The following is an 18,253-nucleotide window of genomic DNA, read 5'->3' as shown; positions in this document are numbered from 1 at the left end:
GGGCGAGGAGCGGAAGGGGGGAACTGAACGTTCAGCATGTCATCTTCCACCAGTTCTTCAGTATCAAGGTCCAACTGATGGAGGAGGAGCGGCGTTCCAGCGTCGGACAGTTGCGCTGTCTTCTTGAACGCCTCATTTCCAAAATCAGGGAAATGGGAGCGCCGCGGCGGAGCCGCAGCAGGTGACGCTTGGTGGACGACTTAGCCGTCGTCGCTGGCTTTTTTGCTTCGGCGTACAGCGGAAGCCTTGCCGGGAGATTTTTCAGCTGAACCGCTGGTGGGCAGCTTCTTTGGCCGCGTCTTCTTCCCAGCATCGGGAATCGAAGGCGCTGGCGCCAATGCTGAATTCTCTGCGCGTTTGGCGGAGCCACGCCGGGCAGGTGTCAACGCGAAGGCGGCATACTCTCGCCTTGCTTGCTCCCAGTGCTCTGCGTCCTTCCCATGGGGGCTACCCTCCTCTTGCCAGAGGGCGTACGCCCGCTTTCTGATCCAGTCTTCTTCGGTGTCCGCCATACCTGTCTCCATTCGCCAAAAGCGAACGCTTGACGGCGCATGGAGTTCCCTGGGTCACAAAAAAGCGACGCGCGGCGTTGAGCGGAACCAAAAAGAATTTCGGGAGTTTGTGCGCCTTATAGGAGGAGCCTCGACATGAACAAATTTTGCGACATTATTCCCCATTCCGCTGGCTGGACCTACATCCTGAATGGGGTCGAGGCGGATTGCTCGTTCCCGACCTATGAACTGGCCGTGGAAGCCGCCAAGGTGGAGGTGACGCGACAGATGCGTCAACGAGTTTTTCGGTACCAAGGCGTGAACGGCAAGATGGTGCCGGTGCAGGAAAATGGGCTTGCGCCGTTCCCTTATACGGTCTCCGGCTCAGCATAACAGGCTCGCCGGTAGGTTATTAATGGGAGGTGTTCCTGCGAACCCCTCCCATTTTTTCGACTAGGCAGCTTTCTGGGCCGCCGTGTTAACCGCAGTCTCGGCGAGCTTCGTCAGCTTCTCGTCGGTCTTGCTTTCTTCGGAAAGCGTTTCATCCAGCAGCTTTACAGCCTCCTTCAGACCCAACTGCTGAGCCCACGCGCGAAGCGTACCGTAGCGGCTGATTTCGTAGTGCTCCACTGCCTGAGCCGCGGCGAGAAGTCCGGCATCCAGAGCAGGCGTGCCCTTGAATTCTTCCATGATTTCTTCGCCCTCGGAAATAATGCCTTCAATGGCGTCGCAGGTCTTGCCCCTCGCGCGCTTTCCGATGATCTCGAAAACCTGCTTCAGGCGCTCGATCTGGCCTTCCGTCTCGTCCTTATGTTCGGTAAAGGCGCTTTTAAGCTTGTCGTCCTGGGCCGCTCTTGCCATCTTCGGTAAAGCCTTCAAGATCTGACGCTCTGCATAGTAGATATCCTTCAGCGTTTCGTAGAAAAGATCATCGAGGGTCTTGGTAGCCATCTTGTTCTCCTTGGTCATCGGGTTGCCGAGTGTTTCCGCTGCCAGTAACGGCAGCTCGCTGGAAAGGTTCCGTGTAAGTTAGCGGCCTAGCGACGGGTGAAGGTAGGCTCTCGTCCACCCTCTGGCTTGTCGTACAGCCGCTCCACCGCTTCTTTCTGTTCTATCTGTTCCGTGGCACGAAGCCGCCGCCGGCGGATGAGGCTATAAGCAATCACGCCGCCAAGCAGCAGCGGCCCCAACGCCACCACGATGAACCACAGTTTGTCGGCCATCAGGTCTCTCCTCTCGTGGGTTCGATTTAATTCTGGGACGCCGTGATCTTCAGGTTGTTTTCGCAGCCGGTCACACCATGCACCGCTCTTGCGCACTCTTCCGCCCGCCGTCGATCAGCGTCGGTTGCCACCATGCCGTCCAGGATGACGCGACCGCTGTGAACCGTGACGACGATATTGGTGGGATCAAGCAGAGGATCCTGGGTAAGTGCCTCGTTGACCCCTGTCTCCACGTGCTCGTCAGGTCGCTGATAAGCGGCGGGTGCAGAGCCTCGATGTTTCTGCTGATCGGGATTTTCGGCGAAGATATTCGTGTCACCTTGCATGTAACCGCTCGGGCGGTTCTCGGCGGGACCCTCCCAACGCGGCCACTGCGACGTTTCACCGGGGCGTCCGGTTTTAGGGGCTTCATCTTTCATGGCGTTTTCCTTCACTTCGGACATGCCTTCCAAAAGAAAACCGCTTTCCGTGCGGGAAGGTTCCGCCTATCGCCACCAGTCAAGTACATTCCTTACGGTGTCGATCTTGATCTGGGTGGAGAACCGGGAGCCGAAGACCTGCAGCGAAGCGTCGTGTGTCTGATCGGACGTGCTGCAGATGGCGTCCCTTAGGAGAATGATGGAGTAACCTAGGTCGACGGCGCCCAGAACGGCTGCCATAACGCAGACATCCGTTTCGCCGCCAGATATCACCAAGGTCGTGACCTCCTGCTTTTGCAGGAAGTTGTGCAGGCGTCCGTCGAGCCAAGGGGAATAGATCGGTTTATCGAACACGATGGCGGGTGGAACCAGCGCACGCAGTTCCGGCAGGATATCCACCATGCCATCGCCAAGGATTTCGCGAGTCATCATCGGCCATTTGCGGTAATACTCGCTCCATGTCCCTTGTGTATCATCTGCCCGTTTCGGTGGAATGAACCGGGTGAAGATCGTTTCCGCTGCCCGGGCGGCAGCCAGTGTGGCCACCGGCTCACGCACCCGCTCCATCCAGGGCACATTCCAAGGGGTGTCCTCTGCGAACATGCGCTGCATGTCGACGCATAAGTGGCGGCACTTCCGCGGATCCTCCATTCCCTTCTCCGATCGTTGGTTTGAGTCGAGAATGAACAAGGGCGGGACGGGATGGTTCCTCCAGCGGAACGGCCGATGCGTTATGACTTAACTACTGTCGAGGCTGGCGTGAATCGCAATGAATAAGGAATACGCCTGCGCACTTTGATCGGCAGGACTTGGAGGGCAGATGCGCAGAAGCCAACTGCGGCTATGCTTTCAAGCGGTCCGACGAAGCGTCAGGTCCCGTCTTTCTCCGACTTGTCGTTCAAAGCTTTCTGAAGGTCGGTCGCAAGTTGCAGGAGGCGGTCCGGGACAGCCTCTTTCTCGATTTCGTTCAGCAGCATCGAAATTTTACGGCTGACGCGACGTCCGAGCCGGACATCGCCTTCTGCAAGTTCATCATTGCGTTTCGCCATTCCGACCTCTGACGACGTAGTATAGGCCATCGTCTGCCTCGTGCTGCTGACGTTAGATTAGCCTCCATAGCGCAAATAAACAAACTTCGGAAATCCCGAAAAAGTCACGGGCAAAAAAAACAGGAGCGGACATGATGATGGCCGCTCCTTGCGCAGTAGCTACCGCTTGGGCGGAGGGGGTGTACCCGTTGGAATAGAGGTCGTGGTGGTAGACACGGGATCGCTCGCAGGGAACGTATCTTCGAGCCCTTCTTCCAGCTGATCCTCTAGTTCATGTTTATCCTGTTCTTTACGAGCTGTGGGCTCGGTGTCCCGCTTGTCCGTGGTGCTATGGGGGGAAGAGGGTTGATTGTCGGCCATGATGTCCTCCGTTTTTTCTCCATGAGAACGTGGTGGTGGGCTCCTTGTTCCGGCGCTCCCGGGGAACAAAGAGCAGGCTGAGGCCGTTGCCGCCATCACTGATGGAGGCTGATCAAGTGGCGCCCCGAGCATTCTGGAAAGGCTATCTGAAGCTCTCGCTTGTCACCTGCCGGGTCAGCATGACGCCGGCGGTGTCCGAGAGCAGTAAAGTTCGATTTCACAATCTTAATCGCGAAACCCAAGCCCGCGTTCTTAGCCAGTATGTTGATGCTGAGACGGGGGAGGCCGTCGAGGACGAAGACCAGGTAAAAGGATACGAGAAAGGAGAGGGCGATTATGTCCTGCTTGAGGACGAGGAGATCGAGGAGGTCGGCTTGGAGAGCACTCGGACGATTGACATCGACACCTTCGTGCCGCTCGATTCAATAAGTTGGGTCTGGTACGATCGGCCGCACTACCTTGCCCCCGACGACGACGTGAGCGGCGAGGCTTTTGCGGTGATTCGTGAAGCCATGGCACAGACCGGTACTGCAGGCGTTGCAAGGCTTGTGATGTATCGTCGCGAGCGGGCGGTGCTTCTCACGCCAAAGGATAAGGGCATTGTTGTTTGGACGCTTCGCTATGGAGACGAGGTCCGAGAAGCGAAGGACTACTTTGGCAATGCAAGCGAGGCAAAACCCACGGGGCAGCATCTGACCATGATGAAGAAGCTGATCGAGGAGCGCACGGAAGAGTGGAAGCCGTCTATGGCAGACGACCCTGTGCAGGACCGTTTGCTGGAGATCATCGCCGAGCGCAAAAAGGGGAAGAAGACGAAGAAGCGTTCGGAGCCGAAGGCGGAGGAGCCCAGCAATGTCATAGACATCATGGCCGCTCTGAAGAAGAGTCTGGCTGCAGAAAAGAAGTCGTCCCGCAAATGAGCCTTGCTCAAATCCGCTAGCGTGCGCCCTTTCTCCTGATAAGGGGCTTGATCTCCGCTTCGGCGCTGCGGAAGTTCTCCCAAGGGTCTCGCGTCAATTGCTCCAGCCTTGTCGGTGCATTGCCGACGGTGAAATAGGCTGGCCCTATGGCCTCATTCAGTTCCTCCCATGACACAGGCATGGAGACGGGTGCGCCTGCCCGGGCGCGGGTGGAATAGGGTGCGACCGCAGTCGCGCCTCGCCCGTTGCGGAGGTAGTCTATCAGGATTTTTCCCTTTCGCTTCGACTTGGTGATGGTTGAGACGTATCTATCTGGGCTATCGCCGGCCATGCTGTCGGCGAGCGCTTTCATTGCAGCCTTCACCTCCGGCCATTCCGCCTTCGGCTGGACGGGTGCCACCACATGCAGTCCCTTGCCGCCGGATGTTTTGACAAACCCTGTCAGCCCAATCGCTTCAAAACGTGTCCGAACCTCGTAAGCCGCCTTGATGACATCATTCCACGTCGTGCCCTCACCGGGATCGAGGTCGATGTTGACCATATCAGGTTTCTCCCAATCAACGATCGTCGAGCCCCAAGGATGGATTTCGAGTGTTCCACCCTGAACAAGCCCCAGAAGCCCGTCGAGGTCACGGATGATGATGTCTTCCTCACCCGGGCTGGCGGGATCCTTGGCAGTCAAGATCTTCTTGTTCATGCCTTTCCAGCCATGCTTCTGGAAGAAGAGCTGCTTTCCAACCCCATCCGGTCCGCGCACGAGCGACAGCGGGCGATTGACGATGAAAGGAGCGATCAGCCGCCAAACCTGAACATAATAATCTGCAAGCCCCGCCTTCGTCACGCCGGCATCTGGCCAGTAGACCCGGTCGGGATGCGTCAAGGTGACGGTACGCTGTGCTTCTTCGGCTTGCTCTGCCGACGTTTTCATCGGGCCGCCTTCTCGCACGACGTCGCTGGCCTGCTTGTCGTCCCGCAGCCCCCGGAAAGCAGCATGCCGTATGTGGGCGTCGGCAGTCCAGCCGCGGAACTCCACCTCTGCCACTCGTTGCGGCCGGAGGAACACCACATCCTTTTTTTCGACCCCCGTGAGCTTTTCGTCAAAAGGGCTCCGCTCGCTGCGAAGACCCTCCAGGTCGTTGAAGAGAGAGTGGGCCACCTTGTTGCTATAGCCGGTGCCGACCCTTCCTGCGTGCCTCAGCTTCCCGTCGTCGTGATAGCCCATGACGAGCGAACCGATGGCATTACTTGAGACGGAAGAAGGGACGTAGCCGGCGATAACGAATTCCTGCCGCGCGGAACACTTGGATTTCACCCAGTCGCGTCCCCTGCCGCTCCGGTACGGAGCATCAGAGATTTTCGAGATGATCCCTTCCAGGCTTAGGCGACAAGCATGCTTGAGCACAAGCCCGCCCTCGTCGTCGAAGTGCTCGCTGTAGCGGAGCTTCTCACCGCTGTTGGTGAGCAGCGTCTCTAAGGCCTGTTTGCGAGCGATCAGGGGAGTGCCGGTGATGTCGCTTCCGTCGAGGTAAAGCAGATCGAATGCGAAGAAGACAAACCGGTCCGTGCGGCCTTCACTCAAATCTTGTTGCAGCAGCGAAAAGTCTGTCGCGCCTGCCCCGCCATTCGTCACAAGTTCCCCATCAATGATGGCCTGCTGCACGGGGAGAGCCTTCAACGCGTCGGTGATGGATTTTCCAAACTTATGGGTCCAATCGAGGCCGGTGCGCGTGAGGAGAGTGACCTTGCCGTGATCAATGCGCGCCTGGAGCCGATAGCCGTCGAGCTTGATTTCATGCAGCCATCGTTTGCCGGTTGGCGCGGAGTTCACGAGCGTCGCCAGTTGCGGCGGTATGAAGTCCGGGAATGCAGCCTCCCGTGCCCCTTTGATTTTTGGTTTCTCGGGGGCGGGCCCATTGAGCTCCCGATCCGTTGGAACGCTTCGGGATGCTTTGGCCGGTGCCTTTTTCCTCGCCTTCGGCGGCTTCTTTCCCTGCATTTCCTCGATCATCTTTCCGGATTTCACCGATTGGGGCATCTCCTCCAGGATGTCGGCGTCACCCTCGGCACGCGCAAACTCGTCTTCCCCCTTGATGAGAAGCCAGTTCTCGCGCTTCTCGCCGCGATCGGCCATACGTATCAGATGCCAGCGGCCCTCCAGTTTCTCGCCCTTCAGCTCGAACTCCATGTGGCCCTTTTTGTAGCCCTTGTTCGGGTCGCTGATGGGTGTCCAGATACCGTGATCCCACAGGAGAACGGCGCCGGCGCCGTAGTTACCTTGCGGGATCGTTCCTTCGAACCCTCCGTAGTCAAGTGGATGGTCTTCCACATGGACGGCGAGGCGCTTTTCACCGGGGATCAAGCTCGGGCCGCGTGTGACGGCCCAGCTCTTCAACACGCCGTCCATTTCCAGCCTGAAATCGTAGTGCAGGCGACGCGCGGCGTGCTTCTGGATGACAAAGCTGTTGCCGTTCGCCTTTGCCTTCTTTCCTTTTGGTTCTGGGGAAACGTCGAAGTTGCGCTTCTGATTGTATGTCTCTAGCGCCATCGTCAGCTAGCCTTTCGTTGCGGAGCAGCTGTCTTGGGCTTGCGCGCTGGCTTCTTGCCGCTCGCTGCTTTCTTGCCTCCAGACCCTGTCGCACTGGCGCTTTGGCGGAGCGCATCCAGCAGGTTCGATACCTTCTTCGGTTCGGTTTTCGGCCGTTGCGGAAGTTTGCGCCCTTCGATCTTGGCACGGATCAACTCGGAAAGCGCCGTCTCATATCGGTCGTCGAACCGCGTCGGATCGAATTCTCCCCGCTTGGTCGCGATGATGTGCTCGGCGAGGTCAAGCATCTCTCCCTCGATCTTGAAGTCCGCGATGTCGGAAAACACCTCCTCGGCTGGCCGAACCTCATGATCATAGTTGAGGGTGCTTGCAATCAGGCCATGTTCGTTGGGCCTGATCAGCAGCGTACGCAGCCGACGAAAAAGCACCGTCCGTGCAAGCGCCGCAACGCTTTTCTGCTCGAGTCCCTTCTTGATCAGGTTGTAAACCTCCGCGGACGCCTTGTCGGCCGGGGCGAGGTAATAAGGACGATCAAAGAAGATCGTGTCGACTTCTCCGCAGGGAATGAAGGTCTCCAACTCCAGTGTCTTGTCACTTTGCGGCACGGCGGCCTTGATCTCCTCCGGATCAAGGATGACGTATTCACCGCTCGCGACCTCATAACCTTTGACGATATCGTCCTTTTCGACCTCACGGCCCGTATCTGCGTCGACCATCTGTCGGTGGACCCGATGGCCGGTTTCCCGATTAATGATGTGAAAGCTCACTCGATCCGACGTAGACGCGGCAGTGTAGAGAGCGACCTGGCAACTCAGCTCCCCGACCTTGAGATAGCCCTTCCAGTTTGCACGCGGTGCCACAACTCAAAACTCCCTGAAAGCCTTATCAATGAAGGCTGGGGAACTTTGTTCCGTAGCTCCCGTTGGAGCCTGACTGGCAGTGAACAAGACCATTACCTTAGCGGAACCAAAGACGTGAAGAGCGCGTTTGCCACCGTCATTCCCGCCACGACATGGAGAGGTAGGCAACGGTGTCTGATTCACAGATGAATCGTGATCCTGCACGTGCAGACATAGTGAGGCTGATACCTGCTCTCCGTGCGTTTGCTCGAACATTCTGCAGGAACCCGACCGACGCCGATGACCTGGTGCAGGAAACCTTGATGAAGGCGCTCGCGAACTTGGATAAGTTCGAGCCCGGCACCAAGCTCAAGTCCTGGCTGTTCACGATCATGCGCAACACCTTCTACACCCGCTCAAAAGTGCTGGGGCGGGAGGCGCCGGGATTGGCTGAGCCTGTCTCGGGTGACACGCCCATGCCTGCGACTCAGGAGGTCAGTGCACGGGCCAAGGAGGTACAGCGGGCACTACAGAAACTGCCGCCGCATTACCGCGAGGTATTGACGCTCGTAGCGATACTCGGGGAGAGCTACGAAGCTGCGGCCGAGATCTGTGACTGCGCGGTTGGAACGGTCAAAAGTCGCCTAAACCGGGCACGTCATCAGATTCTCCAGGAGCTTGGAGAAGACGTGGCCTGACGGCAACCCGAGGGCAAGGACGTCGCGACCGTGGATAATCGGGCGGCTCCGCCGATATCTTGGTCCGCAAGGACAAGCTGCATGCCGCCATATGGGAACTTTCGCGTCTGCCTGACGTTCACGGATGGGGGCGGCTGGGCATACCGGTCCCTGTGAATGCTTTCGGGATAGGGATCACAGACATGGCTATTCTACTCACCGCGATCCTCTTCGCACTGATAGGGGTCGTGCTTTCACTTGGTGGCACACAGCTGTTGATGCTCGGCGGCAGCGTCTATTACCTCCTCACAGGGATCGCGTTCCTGATCACCGCGATCCTTCTATATATGCGTCGTTCGGCGGCCCTTGTCGTTTATGCTGTTCTCGTCCTCGCTTCGCTCGCGTGGGCGGTCTGGGAGGTGGGCCTCGACTGGTGGCAGCTTGCCCCGCGCGGCGGTGTCGTCATCGTTCTGGGGATCTGGCTGCTCACACCTTGGATACGAAAGCCGCTCGGGTTCCAGAGCCCAACCGGGGCCCGTTACGCAGCGAGCGCCACTCCGCTCGCCGTAGCGGTAGCAATTTCGGTTGTCGTTGCCGTCTTGTCTATGTTCACCAACAGCACGGATCTTGAAGGTCGTCTGCCTGAGGAGAGTGTGGCAGCCGCGCCCAATCTTGGCGGGGACGTTCCTGCCGGCGAATGGCACCAATATGGTCGCACTCCCTATGGGCAGAGGTACTCGCCGCTTGATCAGATCAATGTTGAGAACGTCAGCGAGTTGGAGGAAGTGTGGCGCTATCAGACGGGAGATGTGAAGCTTCCGGAGGATGTGACGGAGACGACATACCAGGTCACGCCTCTCAAGGTGGGCAACTCCCTGTTTATCTGTACACCGCACAACTGGGCCATCGCGATCAACGCCACAACCGGTGAGGAGCAGTGGAAATATGATCCAAATGCGGGTCTTAATCCCGACCGCCAACACCAAACCTGCCGTGGAGTAGCCTACTTCTCCGATCCGGCGGCACAGCCGGGAGATGCCTGCGCACAACGGGTGTACTTGCCGACCTCGGATGCCCGCCTGATCGCACTCGACGCCAGGACCGGAGAGGTTTGCACCTCTTTCGCCGACAACGGCGTCCTGCAACTTGAGCAGGGCATGCCCTACAACCCGGCCGGCTATTACTACTCCACCTCTCCCCCCGTCATTGCAGCCGGCAAGATCATCATCGGCGGAGCGGTGAACGATAACTATTCAACTCAAAGCCAGTCGGGCGTCATCCGTGCCTTTGACGTCAACACTGGCGAATTGATCTGGAACTGGGATTCCGGCAATCCGGATCAGACCGAACCTCTTCCGCCCGGGCAGACCTACACCGCGAACTCGCCCAACAGCTGGTCGGTGTTCAGCGTGGATGAGGCGCTGGGCCTCGTGTATATCCCGCTTGGAAACCGGGTCCCCGACCAGCTCGGAATGGGGCGCTCAGAGAGCGTGGAGCGATACTCCTCCTCCATTGTCGCGCTCGACGTCAATTCCGGCGCCGATCGGTGGGTACGGCAGACTGTCCATCATGATCTTTGGGATATGGATGTTCCTGCTCAACCTGTCCTTCTGGACCTAGCCCAGCCGGATGGTGAGATTGTTCCGGCGCTGATTGGACCGACGAAGCAGGGCGATATCTATGTCCTCGACCGGCGGACCGGCGAACCGCTGCAGCCGATCGAGGAGATCCCGGCGCCAGGCGGCGCAATCCCTGAAGACTTCACCGCGCCCACACAGCCGATCACCGCCCTTACGTATCGTCCGCGGATGCTCGAAGGACGTGACATGTGGGGCATTACGATGTTCGACCAGATGGCATGCCGCATCCAGCTGAAGCAGTTGAAGTACGAAGGACAATACACGCCACCCTCTTTGGAAGGGACAATCGTTTACCCCGGTAACTTTGGCACTTTCAACTGGGGCTCGGTCGCCGTCGATCCGGAGCGGATGGTGATGTTCGGCATGCCCACCTACCTCGCCTTCATTTCGCAGCTGATCCCGCAGGACGAGGTGCCGCCGCGCGGTGCCGACGAGAAGGCTTCCGAACAGGGCATCAACCGGAACGAGGGCGCACCCTATGCCGTCAAGATGGGCCCGTTTCTCGGGCCGCTGCAGATCCCCTGCCAGGCTCCGCCATGGGGATATGTTTCCGGCGCAGATCTCCGCACCGGCGAAATTGCCTACAAGCTGAAGAATGGCACAGTCTATGACATGACGCTTCTTCCGCTTCCCTTCGAGCTTGGTGTTCCAGGTATCGGCGGGCCAATGATCACCAAAGGCAGTGTGGTCTTCCTTGGAGCAACGGTCGACAATTACCTGCGCGCATACAACCTCACGAACGGGGAGCAGCTTTGGCAGGCACGCCTCCCAGCGGGAGGCCAGGCAACTCCCATGACCTATGCTGTCGACGATGGTCGCCAGTTTGTTGTCATGGTTGCGGGAGGGCACGGATCGATCGGCACCACGCCTGGAGACTACGTCATTGCCTACGCGCTACCGCGTGAATAGAACCAAGAAGGCCCGGATCAAAGTCCGGGCCTTCTTCGTCCCGTGCTCCTCGCGACCCTGTCGTCAGGCAATCTTGCCGGTCGTGATGTGATTGCGAACGGCGGTAACGCCTGGAATGCTTCTTGCGACTTCCTCGGCGCGCGCCACTTCACTCTCGTACATAACCGATCCGGTCAATATGATCGTCGCGCCTTCGGCGACCACCTTGACCCCCGTCGCGTCAATACCGCCAACAGCGCCCAGCGCGTCTGACACGGCTCCTTCGAGCGTAGCTTCGGGGGGAAATTCTGTTTCCACGACAGGCGGTCCTTCGTGAAAACTCTGATGTTTAAAAACCATGGTCAAATCTCCGAGCAGAACTTTTGGTTCAACGTCTGGCGGAACGCTTTTGTTCAAGACGCACTTGAAGTGCTGCTTGTATGGCATCCTGCAATTCGCTCTGGCTGAATGGCTTTGAGAGCTTCGGCCAGTGTCCTTCGTTGCCAGGAGGCAGCTCCGCATAGCCGGTTGCAAGAATGATAGGTAGGTGAGGCCATTCGGCACTGACACGTTCAGCGAGTTCGGCGCCCGTCATGCGCGGCATCGAGTGATCGGTGATGACGAGGTCGACCTCCGCGCCACGGCGAAGCGTCTCCAACGCATCCTGCCCATTGAAGGCCTCGATGACTGTGTGGCCGAGATCTTCCAGCATCAGCGTCGTGTTCATGAGGACCAGCGAATCGTCATCCACTGCCAGAACAGTGATAGGGGCAGGAACTCGACTTTCGCTGACTGGAGTAGCGGTTTCGGCATGGGAGACCTCCACGAAGATTGTATCTGCAACCGGCAGCACGAGGGAGACCGTGGTGCCTTGGCCCTTGATGCTCTCTATCAGCAAACGCCCGCCGGATTGCTCGGCCAGCCCCTGGACCATCGAAAGGCCTAGTCCCGTTCCCTTGCCCACACCCTTGGTGGTGAAGAAGGGGGTGGTGGCCTGCTGAAGCGTCTCCGGCTCCATACCTTCACCCGAGTCGCTGACGGAAATGCGGATGAACCGCGCATCAGGATCTTTGCCGGTCGGGTCACTGGCCGTGTCCGCAGATATCCTGATCATGCCGCCTTGAGACATAGCATCGCGGGCATTGACGATCAGGTTGAGGATCGCTGTTTCCAGTTGAACGGAGTCGGTAAGGACGGGGGGAAGAGTTTCTGGCAAGGAGGTCTCTATCGAGAGGTTCGCCCCAACTGACCGCGGAATGAATTCCATCAGGTTCGCGATCACCTGGGGCACATCCACCGGTGTCATGTTGAGATTCTGCTTGCGCGAATAGGTGAGCATGCGCTGGACCAGTGCAACACCCCGCTCAGCGCCTTGAAGAGCATTGTCCAGCAGCGGAATCAGGTTCCGATCATCAGGGAGTCTCTTCTTGAGGATCTCGAGGCTGCCAAGTATTGCCATCAACAGGTTGTTGAAATCATGGGCGATCCCGCCTGTCAGCTGACCAATGGCTTCCATCTTTTGGGCCTGAAAGAGATCCTCCCGCGTCTGATTCAGCGCCTTCTGAGCCAACCTTCTCTGTGATGTCGCGCGTGATCTTGGCAAAGCCGATCAGGCTGCCTGTCTCATCGCGGATGGCGTCGAGCACGACATGAGCCCAGAATGGGGAGCCGTCCTTGCGCTGGCGGATGCCTTCCTTCTCGAAGCGTCCTTCCCGTCGTGCCGTTTCAAGTCCCAGTTCAGGGAGACCGGCCAGGCGGTCCTCCTCCGTATAGAAGCGGGAGAAGTGCGAACCAACGATCTCGTCTGCGCGGTACCCCTTGATGCGTTGTGCGCCAAGGTTCCAGTTGGTGACGTAACCGTCCGGATCCAGCATGAAGACGGCGTAGTCGGAGACCCCCTGAACGAGCAACTGGAACTGCTGCTCGCTCTTCCTGAGTTCAATTTCCGCCTGTTTCCGTTCCGTGAGGTCACGCGTGACCTTTGCGAAGCCTAATAGATCACCGGAAGGGCTCCAGATCGGGTCGATGATCACATGCGCCCAGAACCTGCTGCCGTCTTTGCGAACCCTCCACCCCTCGTTCTCAAAGCGCCCCTCCGATCGTGCGATCCTAAGAGCGCGCGCGGGGAGGTCGACGGCACGATCCTCATCTGTATAGAAGCGCGAGAAATGCTCGCCCAGGATTTCGTGAGAGCGGTAGCCCTTGAAACGTTCGGCTCCAGGGTTCCAACTGCTCACCTTCCCCGCCGGGTCGAGCATGTAGATCGCGTAATCAGTGATGGCGTCGATTAGAAGCCGGTAGCGTTCCTCCTCGGTCAACGTCACCTGTGCAAGACTGTCCCTCAATGCATTTCCCCCCTGCCATCGGATGGCAGTTAACCTCCCTCAATTGACGAGACGCAGTTTTGTTCCCTTAGGATGCGATTTTTTTTGGAGCTTGCAGTGGCGTTTGCGATAAGCGATTGCGGGCTGCGACGATTTTCACGCTTCGAAATGCCCAAGCGTCGGCGCCGTTCGAAGGAAGGCATCTTGGTTGGCATGTACGGCAGCGATTATGAAGTCGGCTACCGCCCTTACCCGTGGCACATGGCTGAGGTCGCGATGGCAGACCAGCCAATAGTTCCTGGTCAGCGTCACTTCGTCCTGTAGAACGATTTTCAGATCGGGCTGCGCCCGTGCAATGAAATGTGGCAAGACGCAGAGGCCGAGGTGGCCTTTGGTGGCCGTCAATTGGGCGAAGATGCTGGAGCTCTGGAAGTGCGGCTTGATCCCGGGGTGGACGTCGCGCATGTAGTCGAGCCCATGTGCAAAGATCATATCTTCAATATAGCCAATGAAGGGATGTGCCAGTAGGTCTTCCCTGCATGTGATGGAGCTTGCCCCTTGCAGGTATCGCTGCGAAGCGTAAACGTTGAGGACGTAGTCGCTGATCTTCTCGGTCTTGTAAGGGCCGCCCTTAGGTGGATCCAGCGTGACCGCAAGGTCTGCTTCCTTTCGCGAAAGCGACATGATCTGCTGGATCGTAACCAGTTCAAGTGAGATGTTTGGGTGTTGCGCCTGGAAGTTGCCCAGCCGATGGCTCAGAAAGAAGTTGGCGAATCCCTCTGGCGCACTCAGACGAACAACCCCTTTTTGGGCTGTTGTTCCGGCCGCCACATCGGCTTGAAGACGATCGGTCTCCGCTTCGATCCTCTCTGCCGCCTCGATGAACCGCTGTCCGATCGCCGTCAGCATGTATCCCCGCGGATTGCGTTCAAACAGCTTCACCTTCAAGGAGAACTCCAACCGGTCGATGCGCCGGGAGACCGTCGCATGGCTGGTCCTCAGGTGACGCGCCGCTGTTGAGAGCTGGCCTGTTCGTGCGACCGCTAGAAAGTACTGCAGGTCGTCCCAGGTAAAGTTAGGGCTGGCGGTCATCACAACTCTGTTCAAAAATGCACAGGCACTGTTTGCAATTAGTGCCCCAAATTCCCTTGCGTCAACCGTAGAATTCCGAAACGATAGGCAGTGGAGCAGCCGTCTTGAGGAGGGTGGCCTCCCAAATTTGAACAGACCCGCACTCTGCATTCTCTGGGAGGAGAAATCATGCGAAAGAACCTGATTGCGTCGCTTGCAATTTTGCTGGCGGGGAGCACGGCTGCGCTGGCTCAGGACGCCGTATCAGACGGCAAGGTCAAGATCGGTATCCTGAATGACCAGTCCGGCGTTTATGCCGACTTCGGCGGCAAGTCGTCGGTGGAAGCGGCCAAGATGGCTGTGGAAGATTTCGGCGGCACCGTGCTCGACATGCCGATCGAGATCGTTGACGCCGACCACCAGAACAAGCCTGACATTGCCTCCAACATCGCACGCCAGTGGTACGACACCGAGCAGGTGGATGCCATCATGGAACTCACGACCTCTTCCGTGGCGCTGGCTGTGCAGGCCCTCAGCAGGGAAAAGCAGAAGATCAACATCGTAACGGGCGCCGCGACGACCGACCTCACCGGCAAGCAGTGCAGCCCCTACGGCTTCCACTGGGCTTATGACACGCACGCTCTTGCCGTCGGCACTGGTGGCGCGCTCGTCAAGCAGGGCGGCGACAGCTGGTTCTTCCTGACCGCAGACTACGCCTTTGGCTATTCCCTGGAGGAGCAGACCAGCGCATTCGTAAAATCCGCTGGTGGTAACGTGGTTGGCTCAGTACGCCATCCGCTGGCGACCAACGACTTCTCGTCCTTCCTGCTGCAGGCCCAGTCCTCCGGCGCGAAGGTAATCGGCCTCGCCAATGCGGGGCTCGATACTGCAAACGCCATCAAGCAGGCTGCCGAGTTCGGCATCACTGCGGGAGGGCAGAATCTTGCCGCCTTGCTCTTCACCCTTGCAGAAGTGCACGGCCTGGGTGTCGAGGCAGCGCAGGGTCTGACGCTGACCGAAGGCTACTACTGGAACCTTGACGATCAGAGCCGTGAGTTCGGCAAGCGCTTCTTCGAGCGTACCGGTTCAATGCCGAACATGGTCCATGCCGGCACCTATTCAGCCGTCATGCAGTACCTGAAGGCTGTCAAGCAGGCCGGCACCGACGAGACCGAGGCTGTCGCCAAGGCGCTGCACGTAATGCCGGTGGACGACTTCTTTGCCCGTAACGGCAAGGTCGGCGCCAACGGCCGTATGATCCACGACATGTATCTGCTGCAGGTGAAGAAGCCGGGCGAAAGCGACGAGCCGTGGGACTACTTTAACGTGCTGTCGACAATCCCGGGCGACGAAGCCTATATCGACCCCGCCAAGAGCGGTTGCGAGCTGGTGCAGTAAGCCATCATGGCGCAAGCTGCAGTCCAGACCCAAAACGAGCCGCGGGTGGTCCTTTCCGCCCGCGGTCTCACTAAGATTTTCGGCGCCTTCGCCGCAGTGAAGGACGTCGATCTCGATGTGCGCCATGCACAGGTCCATGCGCTGATCGGGCCAAATGGCGCGGGCAAGACCACGGTCTTCAACCTGCTGACCAAGTTCCTGCAGCCTTCTGCCGGAAGCATCAACCTTCTCGGAACGGACATCACCCGCACCGCACCCGACAAGGTGGCGCGCAGGGGCCTCGTTCGCTCCTTCCAGATTTCAGCCGTCTTCCCGCACCTCACGGTACTCGATAATGTGCGCGTGGCGCTCCAGCGTCCTAACAACCTTGCCACGCAGTTCTGGCTGCCAATGGCATCCCTGAACCGGCTCAACGAGCGCGCCGAGGAACTACTCACTGCTGTCGGTCTGCACAACGAGCGGAATGCGCTCGCGGCCGATCTCTCCTATGGCCGCAAGCGCGTACTCGAGATTGCCACCACACTTGCGCTCGACCCGAAGGTGCTGCTGCTCGACGAGCCTATGGCCGGCATGGGTCAGGAGGATATCGGCAATATTTCCGGCATCATTCGGGAAGTGGCCCGTGAGAGGGCAGTGCTGATGGTGGAGCACAATCTTTCCGTGGTGGCCGATATCTGCCATCACGTCACGGTGCTGCAGCGCGGCGAGATCCTTGCGGAAGGCGATTACGCCACCGTCAGCCAGGATCCACGTGTGCGCACGGCCTACATGGGCACGGAGGAGGCGTGAGATGAAGACGCTGCTCCAAGTCGCCGGGCTCAATGCCTGGTATGGCGAAAGTCATGTGCTGCACGGGGTCGACATGACTGTCGGCGAAGGTGAGATGATCACCATTCTCGGCCGTAACGGCGTCGGCAAGACGACGACGCTTCGGACGATCATGGGCATCCTGCGCGAACGCAAGGGCCAGATCATCTTCGACGGGAAGGACATGATGGACGTGCCGCTGCACCGCACCGCACATGCGGGCATCGGCTTCGTGCCGGAGGAGCGGGGGATTTTCGCGACCCTCACGGTCGAGGAAAACCTGATGCTGCCGCCGGTGGTTGCCGGCAACGGCATGTCGCTCGAGGAGATCTACGATCTCTTCCCCAACCTCCAGGAGCGCCGTCATAGCCCAGGCACCAAGCTGTCGGGCGGCGAACAGCAGATGCTGGCGATCGCCCGCATCCTGCGCACCGGAGTGCGGCTGCTGATCCTCGACGAGCCGACGGAAGGCTTGGCACCCGTCATCGTCCAGCGGATCGGCGAAGTCTTGAGGAAACTGAAGGATCGCGGGATGACGGTTCTTCTGGTGGAACAGAACTTCCGTTTTGCAAGCCGGGTCGCCGACCGCTTCTACCTGATGGATCACGGTCAGATGGTCGCCGATTTTCCGGTCAGGGAACTGCCGGAGCGGATGGACATGCTGCACAGCGTGCTGGGGGTCTGAACATGACAATGATCTTCGGTATTCCCATCCAGGCATTTCTCGGCCAGCTGTTGATCGGCCTCATCAACGGCTCGTTCTATGCTCTGCTGAGCCTCGGCCTCGCGGTGATCTTCGGCCTGTTGCGCGTCATAAACTTTGCTCACGGGGCGCAATACATGCTCGGCGCTTTCGTCGCCTTGCTGCTGCTACAGTATTTCGGCATCAACTATTGGCTCGCACTGTTCCTCGCACCGTTGATCATCGGCTTGTTGGGAGCCCTGATAGAGCGGTCCATGCTGAGCCGACTCTACAAGCTCGACCACCTTTACGGCCTGCTCTTCACTTTCGGTCTGGCGCTCACCATAGAGGGCACCTTCCGCTATCTCTATGGCGCGGCGGGACAGCCTTACTCGGTGCCAACCGCGCTCGCCGGCGGCACCAATCTCGGCTTCATGTTCCTACCGATCTATCGCGGCTGGGTCGTGGTGATCTCGCTGATTGCCTGCATCGGAACCTGGCTTCTGATCGAGAAGACGAAGCTCGGCTCCTATCTGCGCGCAGCCACGGAAAATGCGGTGCTGGTGCAGGCCTTCGGGGTGAATGTGCCGCTGCTGCTTACCTTCACCTACGGCTTTGGCGCGGCGCTTGCTGCATTCGCAGGCGTGCTGGCTGCGCCGATCTACCAGGTCTCGCCGTTGATGGGCAGCAATCTCATCATCGTCGTCTTCGCCGTGGTGGTGGTCGGCGGTATGGGCTCCATCATGGGCGCGATCATCACCGGCTACATGCTCGGCATTGCGGAGGGGCTGACGAAGGTCTTCTACCCCGAGGCGTCCAACATCGTCATCTTCGTCATCATGGCGATCGTACTTTTGATCCGGCCGGCCGGCCTCTTTGGACGGGATGCTTGAGATGAGCCACGTCGCACATTCCACGAA

The 18,253-nt window shown here is 58.7% G+C and carries 18 protein-coding genes and 1 pseudogene; 8 read left to right on the top strand and 11 right to left on the bottom strand.

Going from position 1 to position 18,253, the window contains the following annotated elements; translation table 11 throughout:
• Positions 1-200 precede the first annotated feature (200 nt).
• Positions 201-512: a DUF2934 domain-containing protein gene (locus LXM96_RS03695; protein ID WP_239996991.1), complete on the bottom strand. Its 312-nt coding sequence runs from the start codon at positions 510-512 to the stop codon at positions 201-203.
• A 135-nt stretch (positions 513-647) separates the two neighbouring features.
• On the opposite strand from LXM96_RS03695, the gene LXM96_RS03690 reads away from it, so the two are divergent.
• Positions 648-884, top strand: a complete 237-nt coding sequence (locus LXM96_RS03690; RefSeq protein ID WP_239996990.1) for a hypothetical protein — start codon at positions 648-650, stop codon at positions 882-884.
• 60 nt (positions 885-944) lie between these two features.
• Here the strand turns inward: LXM96_RS03690 and LXM96_RS03685 are convergent, their stop codons facing one another.
• The 5 genes from LXM96_RS03685 to LXM96_RS03665 all read right to left on the bottom strand — a co-directional run bounded on the left by LXM96_RS03685 (position 945) and on the right by LXM96_RS03665 (position 3,212).
• Positions 945-1,442 (bottom strand): YciE/YciF ferroxidase family protein, encoded by a 498-nt coding sequence (locus LXM96_RS03685; protein ID WP_239996989.1) that lies wholly within the window; start codon positions 1,440-1,442, stop codon positions 945-947.
• Between the two features lie 86 nt (positions 1,443-1,528).
• Positions 1,529-1,714: a hypothetical protein gene (locus tag LXM96_RS03680; RefSeq protein WP_239996988.1), complete on the bottom strand. Its 186-nt coding sequence runs from the start codon at positions 1,712-1,714 to the stop codon at positions 1,529-1,531.
• A 26-nt stretch (positions 1,715-1,740) separates the two neighbouring features.
• On the bottom strand, positions 1,741-2,133 hold the full coding sequence (locus LXM96_RS03675) for a BON domain-containing protein (RefSeq protein ID WP_239996987.1): 393 nt from the start codon (positions 2,131-2,133) through the stop codon (positions 1,741-1,743).
• 66 nt (positions 2,134-2,199) lie between these two features.
• A complete protein-coding gene (locus LXM96_RS03670) occupies positions 2,200-2,784 on the bottom strand; it encodes a cysteine hydrolase family protein (protein ID WP_239996986.1) in 585 nt (194 codons plus the stop codon).
• Positions 2,785-3,002: 218 nt separating this feature from the next.
• Positions 3,003-3,212: a hypothetical protein gene (locus LXM96_RS03665; protein WP_239996985.1), complete on the bottom strand. Its 210-nt coding sequence runs from the start codon at positions 3,210-3,212 to the stop codon at positions 3,003-3,005.
• A gap of 446 nt (positions 3,213-3,658) precedes the next feature.
• Here LXM96_RS03665 and ku (LXM96_RS03660) point away from each other — a divergent pair, with 446 nt between their 5' ends.
• A complete protein-coding gene (gene ku / locus LXM96_RS03660; RefSeq protein ID WP_239996984.1) occupies positions 3,659-4,462 on the top strand; it encodes a non-homologous end joining protein Ku in 804 nt (267 codons plus the stop codon).
• Between the two features lie 16 nt (positions 4,463-4,478).
• Here the strand turns inward: ku (LXM96_RS03660) and ligD are convergent, their stop codons facing one another.
• Positions 4,479-7,007, bottom strand: a complete 2,529-nt coding sequence (gene ligD, locus LXM96_RS03655; RefSeq protein WP_239996983.1) for a DNA ligase D — start codon at positions 7,005-7,007, stop codon at positions 4,479-4,481.
• A gap of 2 nt (positions 7,008-7,009) precedes the next feature.
• Positions 7,010-7,867: a non-homologous end joining protein Ku gene (gene ku / locus LXM96_RS03650; RefSeq protein WP_239996982.1), complete on the bottom strand. Its 858-nt coding sequence runs from the start codon at positions 7,865-7,867 to the stop codon at positions 7,010-7,012.
• Positions 7,868-8,052: 185 nt separating this feature from the next.
• Here ku (LXM96_RS03650) and LXM96_RS03645 point away from each other — a divergent pair, with 185 nt between their 5' ends.
• Both LXM96_RS03645 and LXM96_RS03640 read left to right on the top strand, forming a co-directional pair.
• Positions 8,053-8,544, top strand: coding sequence for a sigma-70 family RNA polymerase sigma factor (locus LXM96_RS03645; protein WP_239996981.1), 492 nt, complete (start codon positions 8,053-8,055; stop codon positions 8,542-8,544).
• Between the two features lie 182 nt (positions 8,545-8,726).
• The gene (locus tag LXM96_RS03640) at positions 8,727-11,072 is read left to right on the top strand and encodes a glucose/quinate/shikimate family membrane-bound PQQ-dependent dehydrogenase (RefSeq protein ID WP_239996980.1); all 2,346 of its coding nucleotides are present in this window, start codon (positions 8,727-8,729) and stop codon (positions 11,070-11,072) included.
• A 63-nt stretch (positions 11,073-11,135) separates the two neighbouring features.
• Here LXM96_RS03640 and LXM96_RS03635 read toward each other — a convergent pair whose 3' ends face one another.
• The 3 genes and pseudogenes from LXM96_RS03635 to LXM96_RS03625 all read right to left on the bottom strand — a co-directional run bounded on the left by LXM96_RS03635 (position 11,136) and on the right by LXM96_RS03625 (position 14,467).
• Complete coding sequence (locus LXM96_RS03635) at positions 11,136-11,411, bottom strand: BON domain-containing protein (protein WP_239996979.1); 276 nt, start codon at positions 11,409-11,411, stop codon at positions 11,136-11,138.
• A 28-nt stretch (positions 11,412-11,439) separates the two neighbouring features.
• Positions 11,440-13,396, bottom strand: a pseudogene (locus LXM96_RS03630) (PAS domain S-box protein).
• A gap of 135 nt (positions 13,397-13,531) precedes the next feature.
• The gene (locus tag LXM96_RS03625) at positions 13,532-14,467 is read right to left on the bottom strand and encodes a LysR family transcriptional regulator (protein WP_239996978.1); all 936 of its coding nucleotides are present in this window, start codon (positions 14,465-14,467) and stop codon (positions 13,532-13,534) included.
• Positions 14,468-14,635: 168 nt separating this feature from the next.
• Between LXM96_RS03625 and LXM96_RS03620 the strand changes: the two genes are divergently transcribed.
• From LXM96_RS03620 to LXM96_RS03605, 4 genes are read left to right on the top strand one after another with little or no spacing between them, the layout of a single operon-like run.
• Positions 14,636-15,844 carry an ABC transporter substrate-binding protein gene (locus tag LXM96_RS03620; protein ID WP_239996977.1) on the top strand — a complete coding sequence of 403 codons (1,209 nt, stop codon included), beginning with the start codon at positions 14,636-14,638 and terminating at the stop codon, positions 15,842-15,844.
• Between the two features lie 6 nt (positions 15,845-15,850).
• Positions 15,851-16,633: an ABC transporter ATP-binding protein gene (locus LXM96_RS03615; RefSeq protein ID WP_239996976.1), complete on the top strand. Its 783-nt coding sequence runs from the start codon at positions 15,851-15,853 to the stop codon at positions 16,631-16,633.
• A gap of 1 nt (position 16,634) precedes the next feature.
• On the top strand, positions 16,635-17,336 hold the full coding sequence (locus LXM96_RS03610) for an ABC transporter ATP-binding protein (RefSeq protein WP_239996975.1): 702 nt from the start codon (positions 16,635-16,637) through the stop codon (positions 17,334-17,336).
• A 2-nt stretch (positions 17,337-17,338) separates the two neighbouring features.
• Positions 17,339-18,226 carry a branched-chain amino acid ABC transporter permease gene (locus tag LXM96_RS03605; protein ID WP_239996974.1) on the top strand — a complete coding sequence of 296 codons (888 nt, stop codon included), beginning with the start codon at positions 17,339-17,341 and terminating at the stop codon, positions 18,224-18,226.
• Positions 18,227-18,253 lie beyond the last annotated feature (27 nt).

The sequence above is a fragment of the Rhizobium halophilum genome (assembly GCF_021648825.1).
Classification (GTDB): domain Bacteria; phylum Pseudomonadota; class Alphaproteobacteria; order Rhizobiales; family Rhizobiaceae; genus Neorhizobium; species Neorhizobium halophilum.
The sequence above is the reverse complement of the archived record's forward strand: the minus strand, read 5'-3'. Positions and strand labels throughout refer to the sequence as shown.

Bases quoted from the DNA above. Each gene is read 5' to 3' on its own strand.
- LXM96_RS03695 (WP_239996991.1), bottom strand. From the start codon at position 512: ATGGCGGACACCGAAGAAGACTGGATCAGAAAGCGGGCGTACGCCCTC.
- LXM96_RS03690 (WP_239996990.1), top strand. From the start codon at position 648: ATGAACAAATTTTGCGACATTATTCCCCATTCCGCTGGCTGGACCTAC.
- LXM96_RS03685 (WP_239996989.1), bottom strand. From the start codon at position 1,442: ATGGCTACCAAGACCCTCGATGATCTTTTCTACGAAACGCTGAAGGAT.
- LXM96_RS03680 (WP_239996988.1), bottom strand. From the start codon at position 1,714: ATGGCCGACAAACTGTGGTTCATCGTGGTGGCGTTGGGGCCGCTGCTG.
- LXM96_RS03675 (WP_239996987.1), bottom strand. From the start codon at position 2,133: ATGAAAGATGAAGCCCCTAAAACCGGACGCCCCGGTGAAACGTCGCAG.
- LXM96_RS03670 (WP_239996986.1), bottom strand. From the start codon at position 2,784: ATGGAGGATCCGCGGAAGTGCCGCCACTTATGCGTCGACATGCAGCGC.
- LXM96_RS03665 (WP_239996985.1), bottom strand. From the start codon at position 3,212: ATGGCCTATACTACGTCGTCAGAGGTCGGAATGGCGAAACGCAATGAT.
- ligD (WP_239996983.1), bottom strand. From the start codon at position 7,007: ATGGCGCTAGAGACATACAATCAGAAGCGCAACTTCGACGTTTCCCCA.
- LXM96_RS03645 (WP_239996981.1), top strand. From the start codon at position 8,053: ATGAATCGTGATCCTGCACGTGCAGACATAGTGAGGCTGATACCTGCT.
- LXM96_RS03640 (WP_239996980.1), top strand. From the start codon at position 8,727: ATGGCTATTCTACTCACCGCGATCCTCTTCGCACTGATAGGGGTCGTG.
- LXM96_RS03635 (WP_239996979.1), bottom strand. From the start codon at position 11,411: ATGGTTTTTAAACATCAGAGTTTTCACGAAGGACCGCCTGTCGTGGAA.
- LXM96_RS03625 (WP_239996978.1), bottom strand. From the start codon at position 14,467: ATGACCGCCAGCCCTAACTTTACCTGGGACGACCTGCAGTACTTTCTA.
- LXM96_RS03620 (WP_239996977.1), top strand. From the start codon at position 14,636: ATGCGAAAGAACCTGATTGCGTCGCTTGCAATTTTGCTGGCGGGGAGC.
- LXM96_RS03615 (WP_239996976.1), top strand. From the start codon at position 15,851: ATGGCGCAAGCTGCAGTCCAGACCCAAAACGAGCCGCGGGTGGTCCTT.
- LXM96_RS03610 (WP_239996975.1), top strand. From the start codon at position 16,635: ATGAAGACGCTGCTCCAAGTCGCCGGGCTCAATGCCTGGTATGGCGAA.
- LXM96_RS03605 (WP_239996974.1), top strand. From the start codon at position 17,339: ATGACAATGATCTTCGGTATTCCCATCCAGGCATTTCTCGGCCAGCTG.